Below are 20,001 nucleotides of genomic sequence, written 5' to 3'. Positions count from 1 at the left end.
AGAGAGGGACTGAGCATGAAGCTGGTGACCGCGGTCATCAAGCCGTACCAGCTCGACGCGGTGAAGGAAGCGCTGCACGCGCTCGGCGTGACCGGCCTGACCGTGAGCGAGGTACAGGGGTACGGACGGCAGAAGGGTCACACCGAGGTGTACCGGGGCGCCGAGTACACGGTGGAGTTCCTGCCGAAGATCAAGGTCGAGGTGGTCACCGACGAGATCGACGTGGACAAGATCGTCGACGCCGTCGTCACCTCGGCGCGGACCGGCAAGATCGGTGACGGGAAGGTCTGGGTGACCGCCGTGGAGGAGGTCGTCCGGGTCCGTACCGGCGAGCGCGGACTCGACGCGCTCTGACGATGGACAAGCAGATCGGCGCTGCCGCCCGGGACGACCGGGCGGCAGCGCTCGATTCCTGGCTGACCGAGATCTTCCCGGGCCACCTGCCCGGCGTCAGCCTGCTGGCCGTGGGCGGGCTCGGCCGGCGCGACTGCGCCCCCTACAGCGACCTCGACCTGGTGCTGCTGCACAACGGCACGGCCGGGATCGACCGGATCGCCTCCGGCCTCTGGTATCCGATCTGGGACGCCCGGCTCGGCCTCGACCACTCCGTGCGCACGCTGCCGGAGGCGCTGTCGGTCGCGCACGACGACGTCAAGGTCGCCCTCGGCCTGCTCGACGCCCGGCACATCGCCGGCGACGCCGCGCTCTCCGGCGAGCTGATCGCGGCCGCCGGCGACCAGTGGCGGCGCACCGCCGTACGCCTGATGCCGCAGCTCAAGGAGCTCACCACCACGCGCTGGGCGAGCCACGGCGAGCTCGCCTTCCTGCTCGAGGGCGACCTCAAGGAGGCGGCCGGCGGGCTGCGCGACGTCACCATCCTGCGCGGCATCGGCCGGGCCGGCGTCGCCGACACCATGCGCCCCGCGGTGCGCGCCGCCAACCTACGGCTGCTGGACACCCGGGACGCCCTGCACCTCGCCGTCGGTCGCCGGGTCGATCGGCTGGTCGCCCAGGAGCGCGCCGCGGTCGCCGAGCTGCTCGAGCTCGACGACGGGGACGCGCTGCTGCGCCGGGTGGCCGGCGACGCGCGGACCGTCGCGCACGCGGTCGACGACGCCTGGCGGGCCGTCGACCGGCTCACCGCCGGCCGCCGTCGCGGGGCCGCGGGCTCGTCGCCGATCCGCCGCCCGGTCGCCCGCGACGTGGTCGAGCAGGACGGCGAGCTGGTGCTCGCGCGTACCGCCATCGGCCCGGTGCCCGACCCCAGCCTGTCACTGCGCGTGGCGGCCGCGGCCGCCACGGTCCGGCTGCCGATCGCCCGCGCCACCAGCGAGTGGCTCGCCGCCTTCAGCCCGCCGCTGCCCAACCCGTGGCCGCCGGGCGCCCGCGCGGCGCTGGTCTCGCTGCTCGGCTCCGGGCCCGGCCTGCTGCCCACCTGGGAGACCTGCGACCGGTACGGGCTGATCGACGCCTGGCTGCCCGAGTGGGCCCGGATGCGCAGCCTGCCGCAGCACCATCCGGTGCACCGCTTCACCCTCGACCGGCACCTGGTGCAGGCCGCGTACGAGGCGACCAAGTACACCCGCGAGGTGGACCGCCCCGACCTGCTGCTGATCGGCGCCTTCCTGCACGACGTCGGCAAGGGCCTGCCGGGCGACCACAGCATCGTGGGCGCCCCGATCGCCGCCGAGATCGCCACCCGGATCGGCCTGCCCCCGGCCGACGTCGCCACGATCGAGAAGCTGGTGCGCCTGCACCTGCTGCTGCCCGACGTGGCCACCCGGCGCGACCTGAGCGACCCGGTGACCATCTCGACGGTGGCGGAGAAGGTCGGCGACACCGCCACGCTCGACCTGCTGCACGCGCTGTCCCGCGCCGACTCGCACGCCACCGGCCCGGCCGCCTGGTCGGACTGGAAGGGCCGGCTGATGGCCGAGCTGGTCGAGCGGGTGCACGCCGCGCTCGACACCGGCGAGCTGCCCGAGCCGCCCGCCCCCGACCCCGAGCTGCTCGAGGGCGACCTGCCGGCCGTGCACCTGGACGGCGACCGGGTCGCGGTGGCCGCCGCCGACCGGCGCGGGCTGCTCGGCCAGGTCGCCGCGTGCCTGGCCCTGCACCGGCTCGACGTGGTCGGCGCGAACACGTCCACGGTCGACGGCAGGGCCATCGTCGAGTTCCTCACCCAGCCGCGCTACGGCTCGCCGTACGACCCGGTGGCGCTCGCCGCCGACCTGCGCCGGGTCGCGAGCGGGGACGTGTCGGTCACCCAGCGGGTGCGGGCCCGGGCGATGAGCGCCCGCGGCGGCACCGCCTCGCCCCGGGTGGTCTGGCAGCGCGACGCGGCGACCGACGCGGCCGTGCTGGAGCTGCGGGCGGCCGACTCGCCGGGCCTGCTCTACCGGGTGGCGACGGCGCTCGACGAGGCCGGCGCCGAGGTGCGCGCGGCCCGGATCTCCACCCTTGGCGGTGACGTGGTCGATGCCTTCTACCTGGTCGGTTCGTGGGCCGAGCAGGCGGAACGGGATCGGGTCGAGGCCGCGGTGCTGACCGCGGTGTAACCAAACTTCCCGATCCGCGTTGGTCGGGGAGTGGAATCCGACGTATCCGGCCTGCTCGATGATCACATCCGGACGATCGGCCCGCGGCTGCGGCTGGCGCTGACCGCCACCGTCACCCGCAATCGCTCGCCGGCCGCCCGGCAGCTGCAGGCGCGCGCGGCGCTCGGCGACGCCGGGACGCTCGACGAGCTGCTCGCGGCGGCGCGGGCCGGCGACCGGCGGTGGCTCCGGAGGATCCGCCGCCGGGTGAATCCGCCGCTGCTGGCCGCGGTGGCGCAGACGCTCGCCCAGCAGGAGATGCTGCCCACCGACCGGGCCGACGCGCTCGCCGTCTACGAGCTGATCCGGCGGGCGGCGGGCGGCCGGGCGCTGAACCCGGCCAACCAGGCCCTGCACGTCCAGCTCGCGCTGGCTGACGAGGGGCCGGGCCGGGCCCGGGAGCTGCTGCGGGGGTACCGGAAGATCAAGGATCCGGCGCTGGCGTGCCTGCGGGCCGACTTGATCAATCCGTTTGCCGGTCAGCTCGAGCAAGAGCCTTGGTTGCGGGCCTTCCAGGCGATGCTGCCCTCGCCGGGGCCGGTGGTGGGTGACGGCGAGGGTGTGCCGTTCGATCGGCTGGCCGCGCCGGCCGTCGAGCGCGTCGAAGCCGCGCACCGGGTGTCGGTGGTGGTGACGTCCTACCGCCCGGACCGGGGGCTGCTCACGGCGGTGCGGTCGATCCTGGCGCAGAGCTGGGCGAACGTGGAGATCGTGATCGTCGACGACGCGTCGCCGCCGGAGTACGACGAGGTGCTGCGGGCCGCGACCGCGCTCGGCGACCGGATCCGGCTGGTCAAGCTCGCGGTCAACGCCGGCACGTACGCGGCCCGCAACGCCGGGCTGGACGCGGCCGGCGGCGAGTTCGCGGCGTTCCAGGACTCCGACGACTGGTCCCACCCGCGCCGGCTCGAGCTGCAGGTGCGGCCGATGCTCGAGGACCGGCGGCTGGTCGCCACCACCTCGGACGGGCTGGCCGTCACCGACCAGCTCATGCTCAGCCGGCCGGGCGTGCGCAGCGGCCGGTTCAACCCGTCGTCGCTGGTGTTCCGCCGCAACGCGGTGCTCGGCAAGGTCGGCTGGTTCGACCGGGTGCGCAAGGCCGCCGACAGCGAGTACATCGGCCGGATCCAGGCCGCCTTCGGGGCGCGGCGGGTGCGGCACCTCGACTCGCTGCCGCTGGCGCTGATCCGGCTGAGCGCGAACTCGCTGTCCCGGTCGGAGATCAAGCCGAACTGGATGCATCCGGCGCGGGTGATGTACAGCTCGGCGTACCTGCGATGGCACGAGCGGATCGCGGACGGGTCGGCCTCGCCGGTGCGGCCGGCGGACGGGTCGGGCCGGCCGTTCCCGGCACCCGGTCACCTCTTGGGCGATGTCTCGGAGCGAAGCTATGACGTGGTCATGGTGGGTGACTGGCGGTTCCTGGAGAGCGCGCAACGCACCGCGATCGACGAGCTGAAGGCGCTTGTCACGGCCGGATCAAAGGTGGCAGTGCTGCAACTCGAGTCGTATCGGGCGGTCTATCTCAAGCGGCAGCCGCTGTGCGCGCCGGTGCAAGACATGATCAATGACGGGATGGTGGACCGGGTCGGGATCCAGGAGCCGGTCGAGGCCGGCCTGATCCTGGTGCGGCAGGCGGCGGTGCTGCAGTTCGCGGGCGGCCTCGGGAGCGGGGTTCGCGGCCGGAGAACCCTGATCGTCGCCGACCGGGCGCCGGTCCGCAGCGACGGGACCGACCGGCGCTACGTGCCGGAGACGTGCACCGAGGCGGCGCGCGAGCTCTTCGGCGCGGACCCGCTCTGGGTGCCCCAGGATCCGGGAGTGCGGGCTTTCGTCCGTACGGGAGAAGACCGTGACTGGCCCACCGCCCTGGCACCCGGCGGATGGGTCGCGGAGCGGGCCGGCGCTGCCGCCGGACCCCCGCTCGCCGGCACCGACCTCTGCGACGCCGCCAACTGGCCGCCCGACCTGGGGGAGTCCCTCTCGGTCTGCCGCCGCCTGCCCGACGCCGACGTGCGGGTGCGCCTCCCCGACCGGCCCCGCGGATCGATCGAGGCGCCGCTGCGCCGCACCTGGCTGGGGTACGAGGCGGGCGACCTCGGACCTCGCGCCTTCCTCCACCAGCTCGACTTCTACCTGCACTTCCCGCCGCCGGAGAGCGCCGAGTGGTACTCGCGGCCGGCGTTGGAGGCGGCCGCGATGGGCTGCGTCGTGGTGATGCCGGAGCGGTACGCCGCGCTGTATGGGGACGCCGCCGTCTACTGCGGCCGGTCCGAGGTCGCGCCGCTGATCGCGCGTTACCGGGCCGACCCCGCGCTCTTCGCCGAGCAGAGCCGCCGGGCGCGCGCCGTGGTCGCCCGGGCGCATGATCCGGCACTCCTCGTGGAGCGGATCATGGAGATGCTTCCCGTAACGGCCGTTGCGACGGCCGCGTTGACCTGATCGTGAAAACCAAGCTCAAAAAGCTGGTCAGGGCCGTTCTCGGGCTCTCGCGGCGGCAGGTCGCGGGCTTGCTGCTGGCCGGTGCGGTCGGGATGGGTGTCGCGGTGGCCTCGGCCGCCGGGCGGGCCGCGCTCGCCACCGGTCTGCTCGCGCTGCTGCTGGTGGCCGTGCCGGCCGGGGTGATCCACCTGACCCGGCGGATCGCCGGCGTCGGCCGCGCCAACCGTGATGCCGTCCGGGAGCTGCGGCTGCTCGTCGAGCAGCTGCAGCGCCGGGTGATCGCCGCGGTGGAGAAGGAGCGGCTGGCCGCCGGCGACCGCCATCAGGAGCTCACCGAGTCGCTGTCGCGCGCCGAGCGGCTCACCGGGCGCGGTGCCGAGCTGCTGCTGCGCGAGCAGAGTCGGGAGATCGAGGCGCTGTTCCAGCTCTTCCAGCGGGTCACGCCGCGGGCGCCGATGCCGGCCGGCGGCGCGCTCAATCCGAGCGACCTGCTCGGCCTGCACACCGTCGCGTCGAGCCGCCGTCCGGCGCTGACCGTGGCCCTGGGCAGCGGGCCGGCGACCGTGTGGCTGGGTTATGCGCTGGCCGCGGCGGGCGGGCGGCTGGTCGTGGTGGATCACGACCGGGAGCGTGCCGATCTGGCGAAGGCCGCGCTCGCCGAGCACGGCCTCACGGCCGTCGAGGTCCGGCATGTGCCGTTGGCCGAGCTGACCGTCGAGGGCAAGAACGTCGACTGGTACGACGTGGACGCCCTCGACGGTCTGCAGGACATCGACCTGCTCGTGGTGGACGGCACGACCGCGCCCGGGCCGGACGCGGTCGCCCCGGCGCTGCACGTGCTGGGCCGCCGCCTCGCCGAGGAGGGCACGGTGGTGGTCGACGAGGCACCGACCACCAGGGTGGCGCCGCGGCAGGGCGGTTTCGGCCTGGCCGAGGAGCGCAAGCTCGCCGGCCGCTGGACCACGCTCGCGGGCCGCAAGACCACGGTCGCCAAATAAGCGCGACCCCGCCGCGGGGGACGGCGGGGTCGCGGCGCCGCGGGAGTCAGGGGGGATCTCCCGCGACATCGGCCGGCGGGGGACCGGCCGATCTGTCGTACGCCCGCTCAGATCGGTCGTGCGCCCGCCCGCTTTACCCGCGGATCGGGTGCCCTTGGGTTGCCAATCGGGCGGCGCGCTCGGCGTACAGCTCGTGGCCGTGGTTGCGGCGGACGAACTCGGGGCCGCGGGCCGCCTGCGCCCGCAGCGAGATCCGGTCGTCGTGCAGCAGCCGCACGGTCTCCGGCACCTCGTTCGCCTCGCAGTACACGGCGGCGTCGCCGAAGGTGGCCGCGTAGCGGTAGGGGAGCAGCACCACACAGCCGGAGGCCAGCGCCGCCAGCAGGTCGGGGTCCGGGTCGGCGGGCGCGTCCGGCCGGGGCAGGTGCAGGTAGAAGTCGACCTGGTAGAGGAACGAGCGCAGGCTCACCTCGGCGGGGCCGTAGACGAGCCAGGAGCGTGGCGCGCCGGCCCGGCCGAACGAGCGGGACGCGGTGCCGTCGGCGTCGAGCAGGCGCACGTCCACCCGGGCGCCGTCCGGGATCTCGCCGCGCAGCCGCTGCCACTCGGCCCGCCCGCCCCGGCAGCGGCGGCCCACCACCGGCCGGTCCGCACGCGGTCCGCGCCGGTCGAGGCGCCACTGCGCGGGGTCGACCGTGCCCGGCAGGTCGAGCGCCGTGAGCTGGTCGGCCGGCGCGCCGTCGGCCAGCGGGTCCTCGGCGAGCGCGGCGGTGAGCAGGCGGCGGCCGTCCGGACCGGCCGGCGCCCACAGCGGCCGGCGGCCGAACAGGCGGCGGCTCGACGCGGCGGCCGAGCGCGAGACGGTGGCCGACTCGATCACCACGCGCTGGGCGCGGATCCCGCTGGGCAGGTCGGGCGCGTGCTGCAGCACCCGGGCCGAGCGGGCCACCACCAGGCGGGCGCGGACGTCGTCGGTGAGCTCGACCTGGGCCAGGTCGCCCGAGTTGATCAGATCCTGCACCGCCGGATCCAGGTTGCGCGGGCCCTCGCGCAAGTGGGCCAGCACGTCGAGGTGCAGCAAAGCGGCGCGTAGCTTCTTGTCCCGCAGCGCCCGCAACTGCCCGATGCCGGCCGCCCCCGCGCCGCCGGCCGTGGTCCAGTCCCCGGCCAGCACCACGTCGTAGGCGCGGGGGCCGCTCTCGCCGCGGATCCGGCGCGGGGCGGCGAACGCACGCGGCTTCATCGGCGACTCCTGGCCGGCCTTGACGCGGGTGTGCCAGGCCTGGAACGCGGAGAGGTAGGAGCGGCGGGCCGGGTGCATCCAGCCGGGCCGGTAGTCGGCGCTGGAGAGCGAGGCGTCGCCGAGCCGGATCAGGGCCAGCGGGAGACCGCCGAGGTGCATGGTGGCGGGACGGCCGAAGACGGCTCGGGCCCGCTCGACGTACTCGGCGTCGGCGCCCTTGCGGACCGGGTCGAGATAGCCGACCCGGTTCAGCGCCGCGGCCCGCCGGATCATCAGCGACGACAGGTTGTACGACCGGGTCTGCTCGACGCCGACCCGGGTGAGCACCAGGTCGGGGGTGACCCGCATGCCGGTCGAGGTGGTCGAGAAGATCGCGTCGTCGGCGAGCAGGGGCGCGACCTGGCGCTCCAGCCGCAGCGGGTGCGACCAGTCGTCGGAGTCCTGGAACGTGACGAAGTCCCCGGTCGCGGCGTCCAGGCCGGCGTTGCGGGCCACGTAGGTGCCGCCGTTGGCGACCATCCGGATCAGCCGCACCCGCGGGTCGAGCGCGGCGGCGGCCCGCAGCACCGGGTCGAACTCGGCCGGCGACCCGTCGTCGATCAGCAGGATCTCGTGGTTGGTCCAGGTCTGCGCGACCAGCGAGCGCACCGCGGTGAGCAGCGCCTGGTCCGGCCGCCAGGTGGTGACGATCGTGGTGATCCGGGTGGCGTGGCCGATGCGCTGGGCGGCGCCGGTGACCAGCCGGTCGAACGCCGGCCCGGGACCCTCGGCGACCCGGACGGCCGGGTGGGGAAGCAGCGCCGCGAATCCCGTGGCCCAGTCCTTGGGGGTCAGGTCCAGCCCGACCGCCGTGCGGATCGGCTCCGGGACCGCGTCGTATTCGTCCAGCAGCGTGGCCGCCAGGGTGCGGTCGCCGGCCGCGTACGCCAGCTGGCAGTGCAGCCCCTGATGCGCCGGCGCGATGGTTCCGGCCCGCCGCAGCCGCGCCAGGATGGCCAGCGCCTCGGCCTGGTCGTCCGGGCGCAGGTCCTGCAGCGCGATCACCCGGGCGAGCTCACCCTCCACCCACGCGTCCTCAGCGGCGCGGGCCAGGGGCGCGCGGGCGGCGACCGATCGGGCCTGAAGGGCGGCCACGGCGAGCGGGTGCGGTTCCGGCATCGAGTCCTCCTAGCGTCTCGGTGTTCTTAACGACCGAGAGACTCGGGTGAATTGTCCGTATCGCCCCCTTGGTTCCCGTCGTTTGTCCCCGCGTGCCCCAGTACGACGTCGCCATCCTGTCCGATCTGCGGTATCCGGGCGGCAATTCGGCGAGCATCGTGGCCGAGGTGCGCGCCCAGGCCGCGGCCGGGTTGTCCACCGTGCTCTGCCACCTGCCGTCCCCGCACCTCAAGCACGCCCGGCCGTTCCAGGAACGGATCGTCGCCTGCCTGCGCGAGGGTCTCGCCGACCTCGCGCACGACGACGGCGCCGAGATCTCGGCCCGGGTGCTGCTGATCCGCCAGCCCCGGATCTTCACCGAGGAGCCGGCCGCGGTGCCCCGGATCCGCGCCGGGCACACCATCGTGGTGCTCAACCAGCCGCCCGGCGACGAGCGGCACGCCCAGTGCTACTACGTCTTCGACGAGGTGCGCGAGCGGGTCGAGCGGCTCTTCGGCGGCGACGCCGTGTGGGCCCCGATCAGCACTCAGGTGCGTGACAACGTGCTGCAGGTCGCGCCCTCGGCGGCGCTGCCGGACACCGACTGGCACGAGATCATCGACGTCGCCGACTGGCACGTCGAGCACCGTCGCGAACCGGGCGACGTGCCGGTGATCGGGCGGCACGGCCGGCCCGACCCGGTGAAGTGGCCGCGCGACCCGGGTGAGCTGCTGCAGGCTTATCCGGACTCGCCGGACTTCAAGGTGCGCATCCTCGGCGGCGGCGAGATCGGGGTGCACCGGCTCGGCCGGACGCCGCGCTCGTGGGAGGTCGTCGAGTTCGGCGCCGAGTCGCCGCGGGACTTCCTGGCCGGGCTCGACTTCTTCGTCTACTTCCACGACCCGGTCTGGAAGGAGGCGTTCGGGCGGACCATCCTCGAGGCGATGGCGAGCGGGGTGCCGGTCATCGTGGGACCGCACTTCCGGGCCATCTTCGGCGAGGCGGCGATCTACTGCGAGCCGGCCGGGGTCCGGGAGGCGGTACGGCGGCTGCATCACGACCGGGACGCGTACGACGCCCAGGTCTCGCGGGCCCGGCGGTTCGTCACCGACAACTTCGGCAGCGCCTCGCACATCGCGCGGCTGGCCTCGCTGGGTGTGATGCCGCGGGGTTCTTACGTCCCGCTGCGGAAAAATGCCCGAATTATGCGGACAAAGCGGCGGGTGGTGATGGTCGGCGACGACGTGGCCCGCTTCAAGGCCATCGCCCGCCGCCTGCCAACGGATCTCGAGGCGGTCGTGGTCGGCACCGCGAGCATCGCTTCGGCGCACGAGGCCGGCCTGCTCACCGAGTACCTCCCCGGCGCCGCGGACCTCGGGGTGCCGCCCGCCCGCTGGCCCGCCTTCGTCCGCGACCGGCTGCGCCACCTCGTCGAGCTTTACGGCCCGCGCGCCGTGCTGGTCGGCGGCCTGCCGCACGACGGGATCCTCGGCGCGATCGAGCAGACCCCGGCGACGCGCTGGCTGTGGCTGCGCCCGGCCATGTGGAAACGCGGCACCGGCGGCGAGTGGGCCGCGCGCGGCCTGTGCTTCGCCGGCATCCTCGAGCCCGGCGAGTTCGCGACGGCCGGCGACGAGGGCTGGACCACCACCTCGCGGCACGGCGTCTCCACCGTGGACCCGATCACCGACCTGCCGGCCCGGATCGCCCGGCGCGCCGGCGACAACACGCTGCTGTGCCGCGGCGTCGAGGCCGATCTGCCCGGCTTCAAGACGGTCGACGGCGCCGATCTCGGCGAAGTCACCGTCGCCGTCTCGCGGGCCGACTACACGAGCTTCCACGAGCTGCTCGGCGCGCGGGTGCCGACCGTCTTCGTGCCCGACCCGGCCGCCTGCGACGACGAGCTGGCCCGCGCCCGGTTCGCGGCCGCGGCCGGGGTGGCCCTCTACGCCACCGACGACGAGGCGGCCGGCGTCGAGCTGGAACGGCTGGCCGACCCGGCCGTGCGGGAGGCGCTGAGCCGGCGCTGCGCCGAGCTGTCCTTCGGCAACGGGGCCGGGGACGCCGCCGCGTGGCTGGCCGGGTTCTGCCGCGGGCGCCACGAGGAGGTGGACCATGCCGGAAGCCGATGACCTCGCGCTGGCCCGCTGGGAGGTGGCCACCCTCACCGGGCGGCTGCGCTCGGTCGAGGCCGAGCGCGACGCCGCGCTCGAGGAACGGGATCGGCACCGGCGGCTGATGCTGGCGTTGCGCGGCAGCCGCTCGTACCGGATCGGCCGCGCCCTCACCGACCCGATGGCCGTGCTGCGCCGGATCCGCCGGGGGCGGCCCGCCGCGCAGCGACGCCGGCTTCCCGCCGGGCCGGCGCCGGCCCGGGTCTACGTCGCGGTCGGGCTGGACCGGGACGCGTCGCACGCGCTCGTCCGCGCGCTGCGGCAGCGGATCGTCGTCGACGGCGACCACCTGCCGGTCGTGGTGACCGACCAGCCGTCGCTGCGCGGCCTGCAGGTGCCCGGCGTGGTGCTCGAGTACCTGCCGGACCCGGAGACCTGGCGCCGGCACGATCCCGGCGCGGACTGGGAAGCGCTGCTCGCGGGCCGGGTCGCCCAGCTCTGCCGGGACCACCGGGCGTCCGGCGCGGCCGTGATCGATCCGCGCGACCCGCCGACGCTGGCACGCCTGCTGAGTAACTGACCCGGGGCGGCGTCGTTGGCCGCCGTATGACCGCGGTCATTCCGAAACCCCGCATCGCGATGCGCTTCGTCGTCGAGGGGCCGCCGATCGGCGCGTTGTGGCGTCGCGCCCTGCTGCGCGCCGCGCTCGTGCCGCTCGTCGTGCTCGCCCCGATGGTCGCGCTCGCGCCGACCGCCGACCACAAATACAACGTGTACTGGCACGGCGGGCTGTTCCGGGACGACCCCGCGCGAATCGTGCCGCACACGCTCGACTCGCTGCCGGGCTACCTGCGCAACGGCAACTTCCGCCCGCTCGGCCGGATGCTGGAGAAGCTGGTCGACCTGGCCGCCTACACGCTGGGCGACGTGCTCGGCCTGCCCGCGAACGTGGGCCTGCGGCTGGTGTCGATCGCGGCCGCGATGCTGCTCGGGGTCGCCCTGCTGGTGCTGGCCGAGAGCGTGGTGACACGCGGCCGGCTGTTCCGCTCACCACCGTCCACAATGGCGGCGATCGTGCCGTTCGCCTTCGGAGCGGTGCTGGTGGCGGCCGGGCGGTCCAGCCCGGTGGTCCTCTTCGGCGGGCTCTACTTCACGACGGCCGCGCTGGTGCTGCTGATCGCGGCGGCCGTGCCGCGCCTGGCTCGGCTGCGGGCCTGGCAGGTCGGGCCGCTGCTGCTGGGCGGGGCGGCGCTGGCCGCCTTCAACGAGCTCACCTATCTGGCGCTGCCGCTGGCCACGGTCGCGGTGGCGGCGCGCAAGCGGAACCGGCCTGCTGGGCGGGCGCTGGGCCTGCTGTGGATCGGTTTCCTGCCGGTCTTCGTCGCGGTCCGGGTGGTCATTCAGCGCTACTGCGGCGAAGGCCCGTGCTACCACGGCTCCGACGTCGCCTTCGGCTCCGCGGTGGCAGAGACCTTTCCCGTACGTCTCATCGCCTGGCTCCCGCCCTTGGAGTGGCAGAGCGCCGTACGCGGCGGCGGCGCCCTCTCGGCGCTGGTCCTGGCCCTCGCGCTGGCCGCCCTGGGCATGCTCGCCGGGGTCGCGATCCGCGACCTGCGCCGCCTCGAGACCGTCCGCCACCGGTCCGCCGTCGCCCTGGTCGTGGTGGCCCTGACCCTGGTCGCGCTCGGCGCAGGCCTGGCCTCGCTGAGCGCCGACGTGCAGCAGCTGGTCGCCGCGCACCGCTGGGGACAGGGCTGGCGGGACACCGCCGTCGTCGCGCCCGGCGGCGCCCTGCTGGTGGTCGCCGCCGCCCACCTGGCCCGGCCGCGCCGGCTGCTGCTCGGCGCCCTGATCGCCCTGCTGGTGGCGGGCGCCGCGGTCTCCGCCACGACCAACAAGCGCTTCCGCGACACCGTGATGGAGTCGCCGGTCGCGCGCCTCGACGACCGCCTCGCCCAGGAGGTCGCCGACTTCGACAAGACCCCGGCCGGCGCTCTCCGCCGCTGCGGCCTGCGCGCCGAGTTCCTCACGCTCAACCCCGGCGGCGCCGCTGTGGCCCGCCGGTTCGACAAGGCGTTCGACGCGGCTGCCGAGCAGCGCGCCGGACAGCCGTTCTGTGCGTAACCCGCCGCGGGCGCGGGCGTTGACGAGGTGTGATGCTGAGCCGTTTGCGGAAACTCAACCGCCGCCAGGCGGCCCTGCTGGGCGCCGCGGCCGTCCTCTGCGCCGCCGACGCCGCGAGCGCCCTCACCGGCCACCTCGGCCTCGCGCTCACCGTCCTCGGCGTCTTCCTGTGCGGGGTGGTCGGCGGCCTGCTGCTGCTCGCCCGCCGGCTGACCGGGCTGCTCGCCGTCGAGCGGGCCGCGCAGCGCGAGGTGCGGCAGGTTCTCGACCACACTCAGCGCCGCCTGCTCGGCGCGGTCGAGGAGATGCTGCTCACCGCCGGCGACCGGCACCGGGAACTGGTCGACACGCTGGCCGCGCAGCAGAAGGCCGCCGCCAACGGCACCGACCGCCTGCTGCGCGCGCAGACCGGCGAGGTCGAGGCGCTGATGCAGCTGTTCCAGGGCTTCGGCCCGCGGGCAGCCATGCCGCCGTCCGGCGGGTTCGCGCTCAACCCGACCGACCTGCTCGACCTGCTGCAGTTGATCCGCACCCGCAAACCCAAGCTGGTGCTGGAGCTCGGCAGCGGCACGTCGACGGTCTGGATCGCGTACGCGCTGGAGAAAGCCGGCGGCAAGCTGATCTCGCTGGACCACGACGCGGGTTATGCCGAGAAGACCCGGGCGGCGCTGGTCGCGCACGGGCTCACCGCGGTGGCCGAAGTGCGCGACGCCCCGCTGCGCCCGGTGCTGCTCGACGGGCGCAGCTTCCCCTGGTACGACACCGACGCGCTGGCCGACCTGCGCGAGGTGGACCTGCTGCTGATCGACGGGCCGCCGGAGAAGACCGGGCCGGACGCCCGCTACCCGGCCATGCGGGTGCTCGAGGACAAGCTGGCCGACGCGGCGACCGTGGTCTTCGACGACGCGCACCGCACCGACGAGCAGAACGCGCTGCGCAAGTGGGTGGAAAGCATCGAGGGCCTCACCCAAGAAGGTGAGGCCCCCGGAAGGCATGCCGTGTTGTCCTACCGGCGCATGGTGCGCCAGCTGACACCTCAGTAACCGAACTCCTGGGTGTAGTACAGGCCGCCGGACTTCGAGTAGACGGCGCCGACGCCGAGCGTCTTGGCCTTGCAGTTCAGGATGTTGGCGCGGTGCCCCGGCGACGCCATCCACGCCTTCACGACGTCGACGCCGGTGCGGAAGCCGTACGCGATGTTCTCGCCGGCCGGCTGCGGGTAGTGCGCGGCCTTGACCCGGGTGACGAAGGTCGAGCCGCCGGCGCCGGTGTGGCTGAACGCGCCGGTGCGGGCCATGTAGGTGCTCTGCACCCGGGCCGCGGTGGTCAGCCGGGCGTCGACGTGAACCGACTTGCAGCCGTTGAGCAGGCGCTGCTTGTTGGTCAGGTAGGCGATGTCGCCCTGGAGCTTGGCCTCGCTCACCACCGCGGCGTTCGCCGGTGCGGCCACCATGACCATGCCGAGCAGGGTGGCGGGGATCATCGCGATCAGGGCCAGACGCTTGGAGATCTTGGTACGCATCGAGTGAGGCTGCCTTTCGGTGGTGGGCTCGCGGCTGCTACCGCCGCGTTCACCGACCAAGTTCGGCCCGGGACGAGCCCGCTTGATGCCGTGGCGGTTGCCTTGCCGGGGCCTCTGGGTTGCCGGACGGTTGGCTACCGGGCGCCGGTTGCCGTCACGGTGCGTACCGGTTTCTCGTTGGTTGAAATGGGACTTGGCTATGCCGAAAGAGGGAGCTCACCACCGTGTCTGAGTCGACCCGCGGCGGAAAACCCCAGAAAAAACGCATGGGGGTCCATGACGTGGCGATCTTGTCGGACTTCCGCTACCCCGGTGGCACCTCGGCCAGCATCGCCGCCGAGGTGCACGCGCAGGCCGAGGCGGCCCTCTCCACGGTGCTCGTGCACGTGCCGTCGCCGCACCAGCCCAAGACGCTGCCGTTCAGCCCGCGCATCAGCGACCTGCTGCGCGACGGCGTGGCCACCCTCGCCCGGGACGACGAGCCGGTGGAGTGCAAGCTGCTGCTCGTACGGCAGCCCCGGATCTTCACCGAGGACCTGTCGGTGGTGCCGCGCGTGCGGGCCGAGCGGACCGTCATGGTCATCAACCAGCCGCCGGGCGACGCCGGTAACCCCTACCGCTACTACGACTTCGCCGCGGTACGCGACCGGGTGCACCGCTACTTCGGCCCCCGGGTGGAGTGGGCGCCGATCAGCTCCCAGGTGCGCGACCAGGTGCGGCAGGTCGAGCCCGACGCCCGGCTCGCCGCCGCCGACTGGCACGAGATCATCGACGTGGCGCACTGGTGGCGCGACCGGGACGGCTTCGTCGGCGACGTGCCGGTGATCGGCCGGCACGGGCGCGGCGACCCGGTGAAATGGCCGCTCGACCCCGACGAGATCCTGCAGGCCTACCCGGCCGAGGGGTGCCGCGTGCGGGTGCTCGGCGGCGGCGACATCGCCGTGCGGCGCATCGGGCACCGGCCGGACAACTGGGACGTGGTCCCGTTCGGCGCCGAGTCGCCCGAGGAGTTCCTGCGCACCATCGACTTCTTCGTCTACTTCCACGACCCCGACCTGGTCGAGGCGTTCGGCCGGACCATCCTCGAGGCGATGGCCAGTGGCGTACCGGTGATCATCGGGGAGCACTTCCGCCCCACCTTCGCCGACGCCGCCCTCTACGGCACCCCCGCCGACGTGCCCGGCCTGGTCCGCTCCCTGTACGCCGATCCGGCCCGCTACCGGGCAGTGGCGAGCCGTGCCCGGGAGTTCGCCGAGCGCCGCTACGGGCACCAGTCCCACCTGGCCCGCCTGGCCGGCTTCGGCATCCGCCCGCGGATCGCCCCCGTTTTCGAAGACCCGCGGCCGTCGCTCGGGCATCCGCCTACCCGGCGTGTGCTCATGGTCAGCGACAACGGCGCCGGCATGGGCCACCTCTCCCGCCTCATGGCGATCGCCCGCCGGCTGCCGGCCGACCACACCGCGGTGATCGCCACCCAGTCGTACGCGGCCTCGGTCGCCCACGGCGAAGGTTTCCTCACCGAGTACATCCCGTCCCGCAAGGTGCTTCAGGCCGCACAGCCCCGCTGGACCGCCCTGCTGCGCGACCGCCTCACCCACCTCATCGACCTGCACGAGCCGGCCGTCGTCGCGGTCGACTGCCTGCCGCACCCCGGGATCGTCGAGGCGGTCCGCGACCACCCCGGCATCGTCTGGGTCTGGGTGCGCCGGGCCATGTGGCAGCGCGGCGTCGGCGGCGACTGGATCACCGAGGGAAAGGTCTTCGACCACGTCCTCGAGCCCGGCGAGTTCGCGGCAGTCGTCGACGAGGGCCCGACCGTCGCCGACCGGGCCAACGCGGTGCAGGTCGAGCCGATCACGTTCCTCGACGAGAGCGAGCTGCTGCCGCGCGCGGAAGCCCGCGCCGCTCTGGAACTGGACGACCGCCCCGCGGTGCTGCTGCAGCTCGGCGCCGGGAACATCAACGACATCTCCTCGCCGGTCGCCCGGATCTGCCGCCACCTCACCGACCGCGGCTTCCAGCTGGTGCTGGCCGAGTCGACGATCGCCACCACGCCGATGCCCCGCGTGGCCGGCGCCAAGGTGGTCAAGCTCTACCCGGTGAGCCGCTACCTGCGCGCCTTCGACCTCACCGTCAGCGCGGCCGGATACAACTCGTTCCACGAGCAGATCGGCTTCGCCATCCCCACCGTCTTCCTGCCCAACGCGTCGACCCGGCTCGACGACCAGATCGGCCGGGCCCGCTTCGCGGCCGCCACCGGCGTGGCGCTCACCGTCGAGGACCCGTCGACCGGCGAGCTCGAAGAGGTGCTCGACCAGGCCGCGCGACCCGAGGTGCGGGCCGGCCTGGCGCACCGCTGCCAGGAGCTGGCATTCGAGAACGGCGGCGGCGCGGCCGCCGCGTGGCTGAGCGGGCTGCGCGCCCGCCGACACGGGAGCTGACGTTGACCAACCTCAAGGTGCCGTCCCGGCGGGTCGAGCTGGACGCGCCCGAGCGGGCCCGCTGGGAGCTGGCCGCGATGGCCGGCCGGATGCGCTCGCTCGAGGCGCGGCTCGCCGAGGAGCAGGAGAACGCCGAGACCGCGCGCAAGGAGCGCGACCGCGTGCACAAGCGTCTCGAGCGGCTGCGCGAGAGCGAGTCGTATCGCCTCGGCCTCGGCCTGGTGTCGCTCGTGAAGGACCCGGTGCACACCGTGCCGCGCCTGACCCGGGCGGTGGTGCGGCGGATGCGTCGCCGCCGGCCCGATGGCCGGCCTTCCGACGTACGGCGTGCGCCCGCCGCCGCGCAGCGTCCGCCCGCCCACCTGTACGTGGCGATCGGGCTCGACATCGCGGCGGTCCGCGAGTTCGTGCTGACCCTCCGGCAGCGCTTGCTGGTCAACCCCGACCACCGGCCGGTTGTGGTCACCGACTGCCCGTCGTTCGCTCTGCTGCGCGAGTTGGGGGTGCTCATCGAGTACCTGCCGGACCGGGCGACCTGGGAGCGGCACCGCCCGGACAAGCCCTGGGACGACGTGCTCACCCAGCGCTTGTCCCGCCTCTACCGCGACCACGAGACGGCCCGCACCGTCATCGTCGACCGGGCCCAGCCACCCACCCTCGCCGATTTGCTCCGCTGAACGGGATTCGAGTCCCTCTGTGGACGACCGCCAAGAAATGTCATACCCGCCTGCTTCAGTGGGGCCCCACCCAGTGCCCGGGGGCGGGGGAGGTCAGCGGGCGCCGCTCGAGATCAACAATTGCGCGGGCGGCGCGGGCGGCGCGGGCGTGCGCAACGCGGATTCGGACACGACGCGGCCCGGCTCGGGCACGGGCGGTCTCACGGTGCGGCGTGTTGCGCTGATCGGTGGCTGGGCTGGGCTTGCCATGGCCCGGGGAGCGCATGGTCGCGGTAAGTGCGGCCCGTCGCGGGCCGCCGTTGGTTCCGTCCGTGCTGCGTGGCGCCGCGGTAAGCCGACGTGCTGTTCACGTGCTGGCGCCGAGCCGAAGCGCCTGCGGGCTATCTGGCGCGTGAGACCTTGATGAACTGCGGTTCGCTGCGCGCGGCAAATCACCATCCTCGAAAGGAATGGCTGCCGAGCCGACGGAAATAAACGGATTTCCGGTGGAGCCCGCGTTGTTTTCCCGCGATGTGGTCTCGGCATCAGTCGCCGGGACGATCCGTCAATATGCGGGACGCTGTCCTAACAACCGAAGGCCGCCGCCACATAGTGGGAGGCGGCGGCGCGTGGCATTCGCAAATGGGCCGATACGCGTCGGAGGGTGGGGCCGCGCGTATTTGTGCGCAGAGCAAAGTCAGTGGAGTCGGGTGCCCAGCAGGGGCGCGAGGGCGCGGGCGTACGTCGTGGTCATGTGGTTGGAATCGCGGTAGACGAGCAGGTTGCCGATCACGGCGGGGCACGCGTCGGTGCAGAACCATGCGGTTGGGTCGATCACGTCGCCGTACGCGAGGAAGATTTTGCGTTGCTCCGGGCCTCGCACCGCGGATCTCAGGCTGCGGGTGCAATTAGCGGCGTGGCCGGCGTTGGCCGGCTCGGCCAGGCACTCGGGTACCGAACCGCCCATGTAGGGCGTGTCGGCGATGGCCGCTATCCGGGCGCCGGTGGCGCGGAGCTGGGCGAAGGTGCTGTCCCAGGCCGCCTTCCACTGGGCCGGCAGATCCGTCGCGGGGTGGGCCGGACGGTAGTTGAAGCTGGAGCCGACCACGACGAGAGCCGGACGCAGTTTGGCGATCCGGGCGATCGCGGAGCGGTGGAAGGCGGTGCACTCGGTGTACTCGCGCTTGAGCGTGTCGTGCCAGAGCGGCACGTCGGCGGCCGAGCAGGAGCTCTTGGTCAGCTCGACGAGCCGCCAGTGGCGTTCCGCGGCCAAGAGCTCCAGCGCGGGGAACCACTGCGCCGCATGGGAATCGCCGAAGAGGACGACCGTCTCCTTGCCGGCGGGGTCGCCGTAGAAGCAGCCCTCGGGCGCGGTGGTGATGGGGACGTCGGCGTGGCAGCCGTCGGTCCAGACACGGGGGCGGTCGCGGGCGGCCTTCGTGAGGGCGGGAGTCAGGTTGGCGGGCAGCGGGCCAAGGCGCCGGCTCGCCTCGATCGCCGTTGCCAGGTCACGCTCGGCGTGCGGGGAGGAGGCGAGCGTCTTCCTGAGGTCGGCGCGGCGGGCGCCGGACGGAACGGCGTGCGGCAGCAAAGCGAGCGTGACCGCTACGGCGGCGACCGTGCCGGAGACGACGGCGCCGAAGCGCAGGCCCCTCGCTCGGAGCGCGGGACGGTGCCGCAGGGGGTTCTCCACCCAGCGGTAGGTCGCCCAAGCCAGGCCGAGGGCGAGGAGCGCCTTGAGGACGGGGTTGCCGGGGACGATCAGCAGGATCGGCCAATGCCAGAGGTACCAGCTGTAGGAGAGCCGGCCGACGGTCTGCATCGGACGGAGTTCCAGGAGGCGGTTTCCTCCGGCGGCGAGGACCGCCAGCGCGCCGGCGACGGGGACGGCGGCGCGCCATCCGGGATAGGCGGTGGCGTCGTCGTACCGGATCGCGGCCGCGAGGACGGCAACGAGCCCGATCCAGCCGATGAAACGCGGGATCTTGCCGATTCTCGGTGCGCCCAGAGCCAGTAACGCTCCGGCGCCGAGCTCCCACGCGCGGGTGTGCGGGCCGAAGTAGGCCCACGGCGCCGAGCGGGCGGTCTCGGTGATGCTCAGCGTGAACGAGACGACGACCAGCACGACGAGGACGGCGGCGAGCGGACGGCGACGCCGCCACAGGTGCGCGGCGGCCAGGATCAGCAGTGGCCAGAGCAGGTAGAACTGCTCTTCGACGGCGAGCGACCAGAAGTGCTGGAACGGCGAGGGCGACCGGTCGGCGCTCAGGTAGTCGGTGCCGATCGCGGCGAAACGCAGGTTCGCGAAGTATGCGGTGGCCGACAGCGCGTCCCGGCAGTATTCGCCGAGCCGCACCACGGGCAGCAGGAACCGCGCGGCGACCAGCGTGGTGACCAGCACCAGCGCGGCGGCGGGCAGCAGGCGTACGGCGCGGCGGCGGTAGAAACCCATCACCGAGATGCGCCCGGTCCGCTCGGCCTCGCGCAGCAGCAGCGACGTGATGAGGAACCCGGAGATGACGAAGAAAACGTCCACGCCGACGTAGCCGCCGCCCAGACCGGGCACGCCGGCGTGCGCCGCCACCACGAGCAGCACGGCCACCGCGCGCAAACCCTCGATGTCCGGCCGAAAAGCGGGCCGGGGGCGGACCGACACCGGATCGGGCCGGACTGGGGTGAGAACGGCGAGGTCCCCTACGTTGCGCACCCTCCACCCAACGTGCCGCT

Annotated in this window: 12 protein-coding genes and 1 pseudogene; 10 read left to right on the top strand and 3 right to left on the bottom strand. The window is 73.7% G+C overall.

Translation table 11 applies throughout. From position 1 onward, the window contains the following. Nucleotides 1-15: 15 nt before the first annotated feature. From ACQPZX_RS43040 to ACQPZX_RS43025, 4 genes and pseudogenes are all read left to right on the top strand, one after another. The gene (locus ACQPZX_RS43040) at nucleotides 16-354 is read left to right on the top strand and encodes a P-II family nitrogen regulator (RefSeq protein WP_020517993.1); all 339 of its coding nucleotides are present in this window, start codon (nucleotides 16-18) and stop codon (nucleotides 352-354) included. A 14-nt stretch (nucleotides 355-368) separates the two neighbouring features. Continuing rightward, nucleotides 369-2,558: pseudogene (locus ACQPZX_RS43035) on the top strand ([protein-PII] uridylyltransferase); the annotation flags it as partial. Between the two features lie 30 nt (nucleotides 2,559-2,588). Then, nucleotides 2,589-5,039: a glycosyltransferase family 2 protein gene (locus ACQPZX_RS43030; RefSeq protein WP_433369200.1), complete on the top strand. Its 2,451-nt coding sequence runs from the start codon at nucleotides 2,589-2,591 to the stop codon at nucleotides 5,037-5,039. A gap of 2 nt (nucleotides 5,040-5,041) precedes the next feature. Then, a complete protein-coding gene (locus ACQPZX_RS43025) occupies nucleotides 5,042-6,037 on the top strand; it encodes a class I SAM-dependent methyltransferase (protein WP_433369197.1) in 996 nt (331 codons plus the stop codon). Between the two features lie 133 nt (nucleotides 6,038-6,170). Here ACQPZX_RS43025 and ACQPZX_RS43020 read toward each other — a convergent pair whose 3' ends face one another. Next, nucleotides 6,171-8,438: a glycosyltransferase family 2 protein gene (locus ACQPZX_RS43020; protein ID WP_433369194.1), complete on the bottom strand. Its 2,268-nt coding sequence runs from the start codon at nucleotides 8,436-8,438 to the stop codon at nucleotides 6,171-6,173. Between the two features lie 92 nt (nucleotides 8,439-8,530). Here ACQPZX_RS43020 and ACQPZX_RS43015 point away from each other — a divergent pair, with 92 nt between their 5' ends. The 4 genes from ACQPZX_RS43015 to ACQPZX_RS43000 are packed head-to-tail and all read left to right on the top strand — an operon-like array spanning nucleotide 8,531 to nucleotide 13,698. Continuing rightward, a complete protein-coding gene (locus tag ACQPZX_RS43015; protein WP_433369191.1) occupies nucleotides 8,531-10,549 on the top strand; it encodes a glycosyltransferase in 2,019 nt (672 codons plus the stop codon). Then, complete coding sequence (locus tag ACQPZX_RS43010) at nucleotides 10,533-11,111, top strand: hypothetical protein (protein WP_433369189.1); 579 nt, start codon at nucleotides 10,533-10,535, stop codon at nucleotides 11,109-11,111. The genes ACQPZX_RS43015 and ACQPZX_RS43010 overlap by 17 nt, the downstream gene beginning before the upstream one ends. A gap of 26 nt (nucleotides 11,112-11,137) precedes the next feature. Continuing rightward, the gene (locus ACQPZX_RS43005; protein WP_433369186.1) at nucleotides 11,138-12,655 is read left to right on the top strand and encodes a hypothetical protein; all 1,518 of its coding nucleotides are present in this window, start codon (nucleotides 11,138-11,140) and stop codon (nucleotides 12,653-12,655) included. A gap of 32 nt (nucleotides 12,656-12,687) precedes the next feature. Continuing rightward, nucleotides 12,688-13,698, top strand: a complete 1,011-nt coding sequence (locus ACQPZX_RS43000) for an O-methyltransferase (RefSeq protein WP_433369183.1) — start codon at nucleotides 12,688-12,690, stop codon at nucleotides 13,696-13,698. Here the strand turns inward: ACQPZX_RS43000 and ACQPZX_RS42995 are convergent. Further along, on the bottom strand, nucleotides 13,692-14,177 hold the full coding sequence (locus ACQPZX_RS42995; protein WP_433369182.1) for a CAP domain-containing protein: 486 nt from the start codon (nucleotides 14,175-14,177) through the stop codon (nucleotides 13,692-13,694). The two genes, ACQPZX_RS43000 and ACQPZX_RS42995, sit on opposite strands and share 7 nt — an antisense overlap. A gap of 281 nt (nucleotides 14,178-14,458) precedes the next feature. On the opposite strand from ACQPZX_RS42995, the gene ACQPZX_RS42990 reads away from it, so the two are divergent. Both ACQPZX_RS42990 and ACQPZX_RS42985 read left to right on the top strand, forming a co-directional pair. Then, nucleotides 14,459-16,618 (top strand): glycosyl transferase, encoded by a 2,160-nt coding sequence (locus ACQPZX_RS42990; RefSeq protein WP_433369179.1) that lies wholly within the window; start codon nucleotides 14,459-14,461, stop codon nucleotides 16,616-16,618. 2 nt (nucleotides 16,619-16,620) lie between these two features. Then, nucleotides 16,621-17,295, top strand: coding sequence for a hypothetical protein (locus tag ACQPZX_RS42985; RefSeq protein WP_433369176.1), 675 nt, complete (start codon nucleotides 16,621-16,623; stop codon nucleotides 17,293-17,295). Nucleotides 17,296-17,971: 676 nt separating this feature from the next. On the opposite strand, the gene ACQPZX_RS42980 is transcribed toward ACQPZX_RS42985, so the two are convergent. After that, nucleotides 17,972-19,981: an acyltransferase family protein gene (locus tag ACQPZX_RS42980; RefSeq protein WP_433369174.1), complete on the bottom strand. Its 2,010-nt coding sequence runs from the start codon at nucleotides 19,979-19,981 to the stop codon at nucleotides 17,972-17,974. Nucleotides 19,982-20,001: the final 20 nt, after the last annotated feature.

Source organism: Actinoplanes sp. CA-142083, assembly GCF_050942195.1.
GTDB lineage: Bacteria > Actinomycetota > Actinomycetes > Mycobacteriales > Micromonosporaceae > Actinoplanes.
Note: the sequence above shows the minus strand (reverse complement) of the source record. Positions and strands in the feature narration are given on the sequence as shown.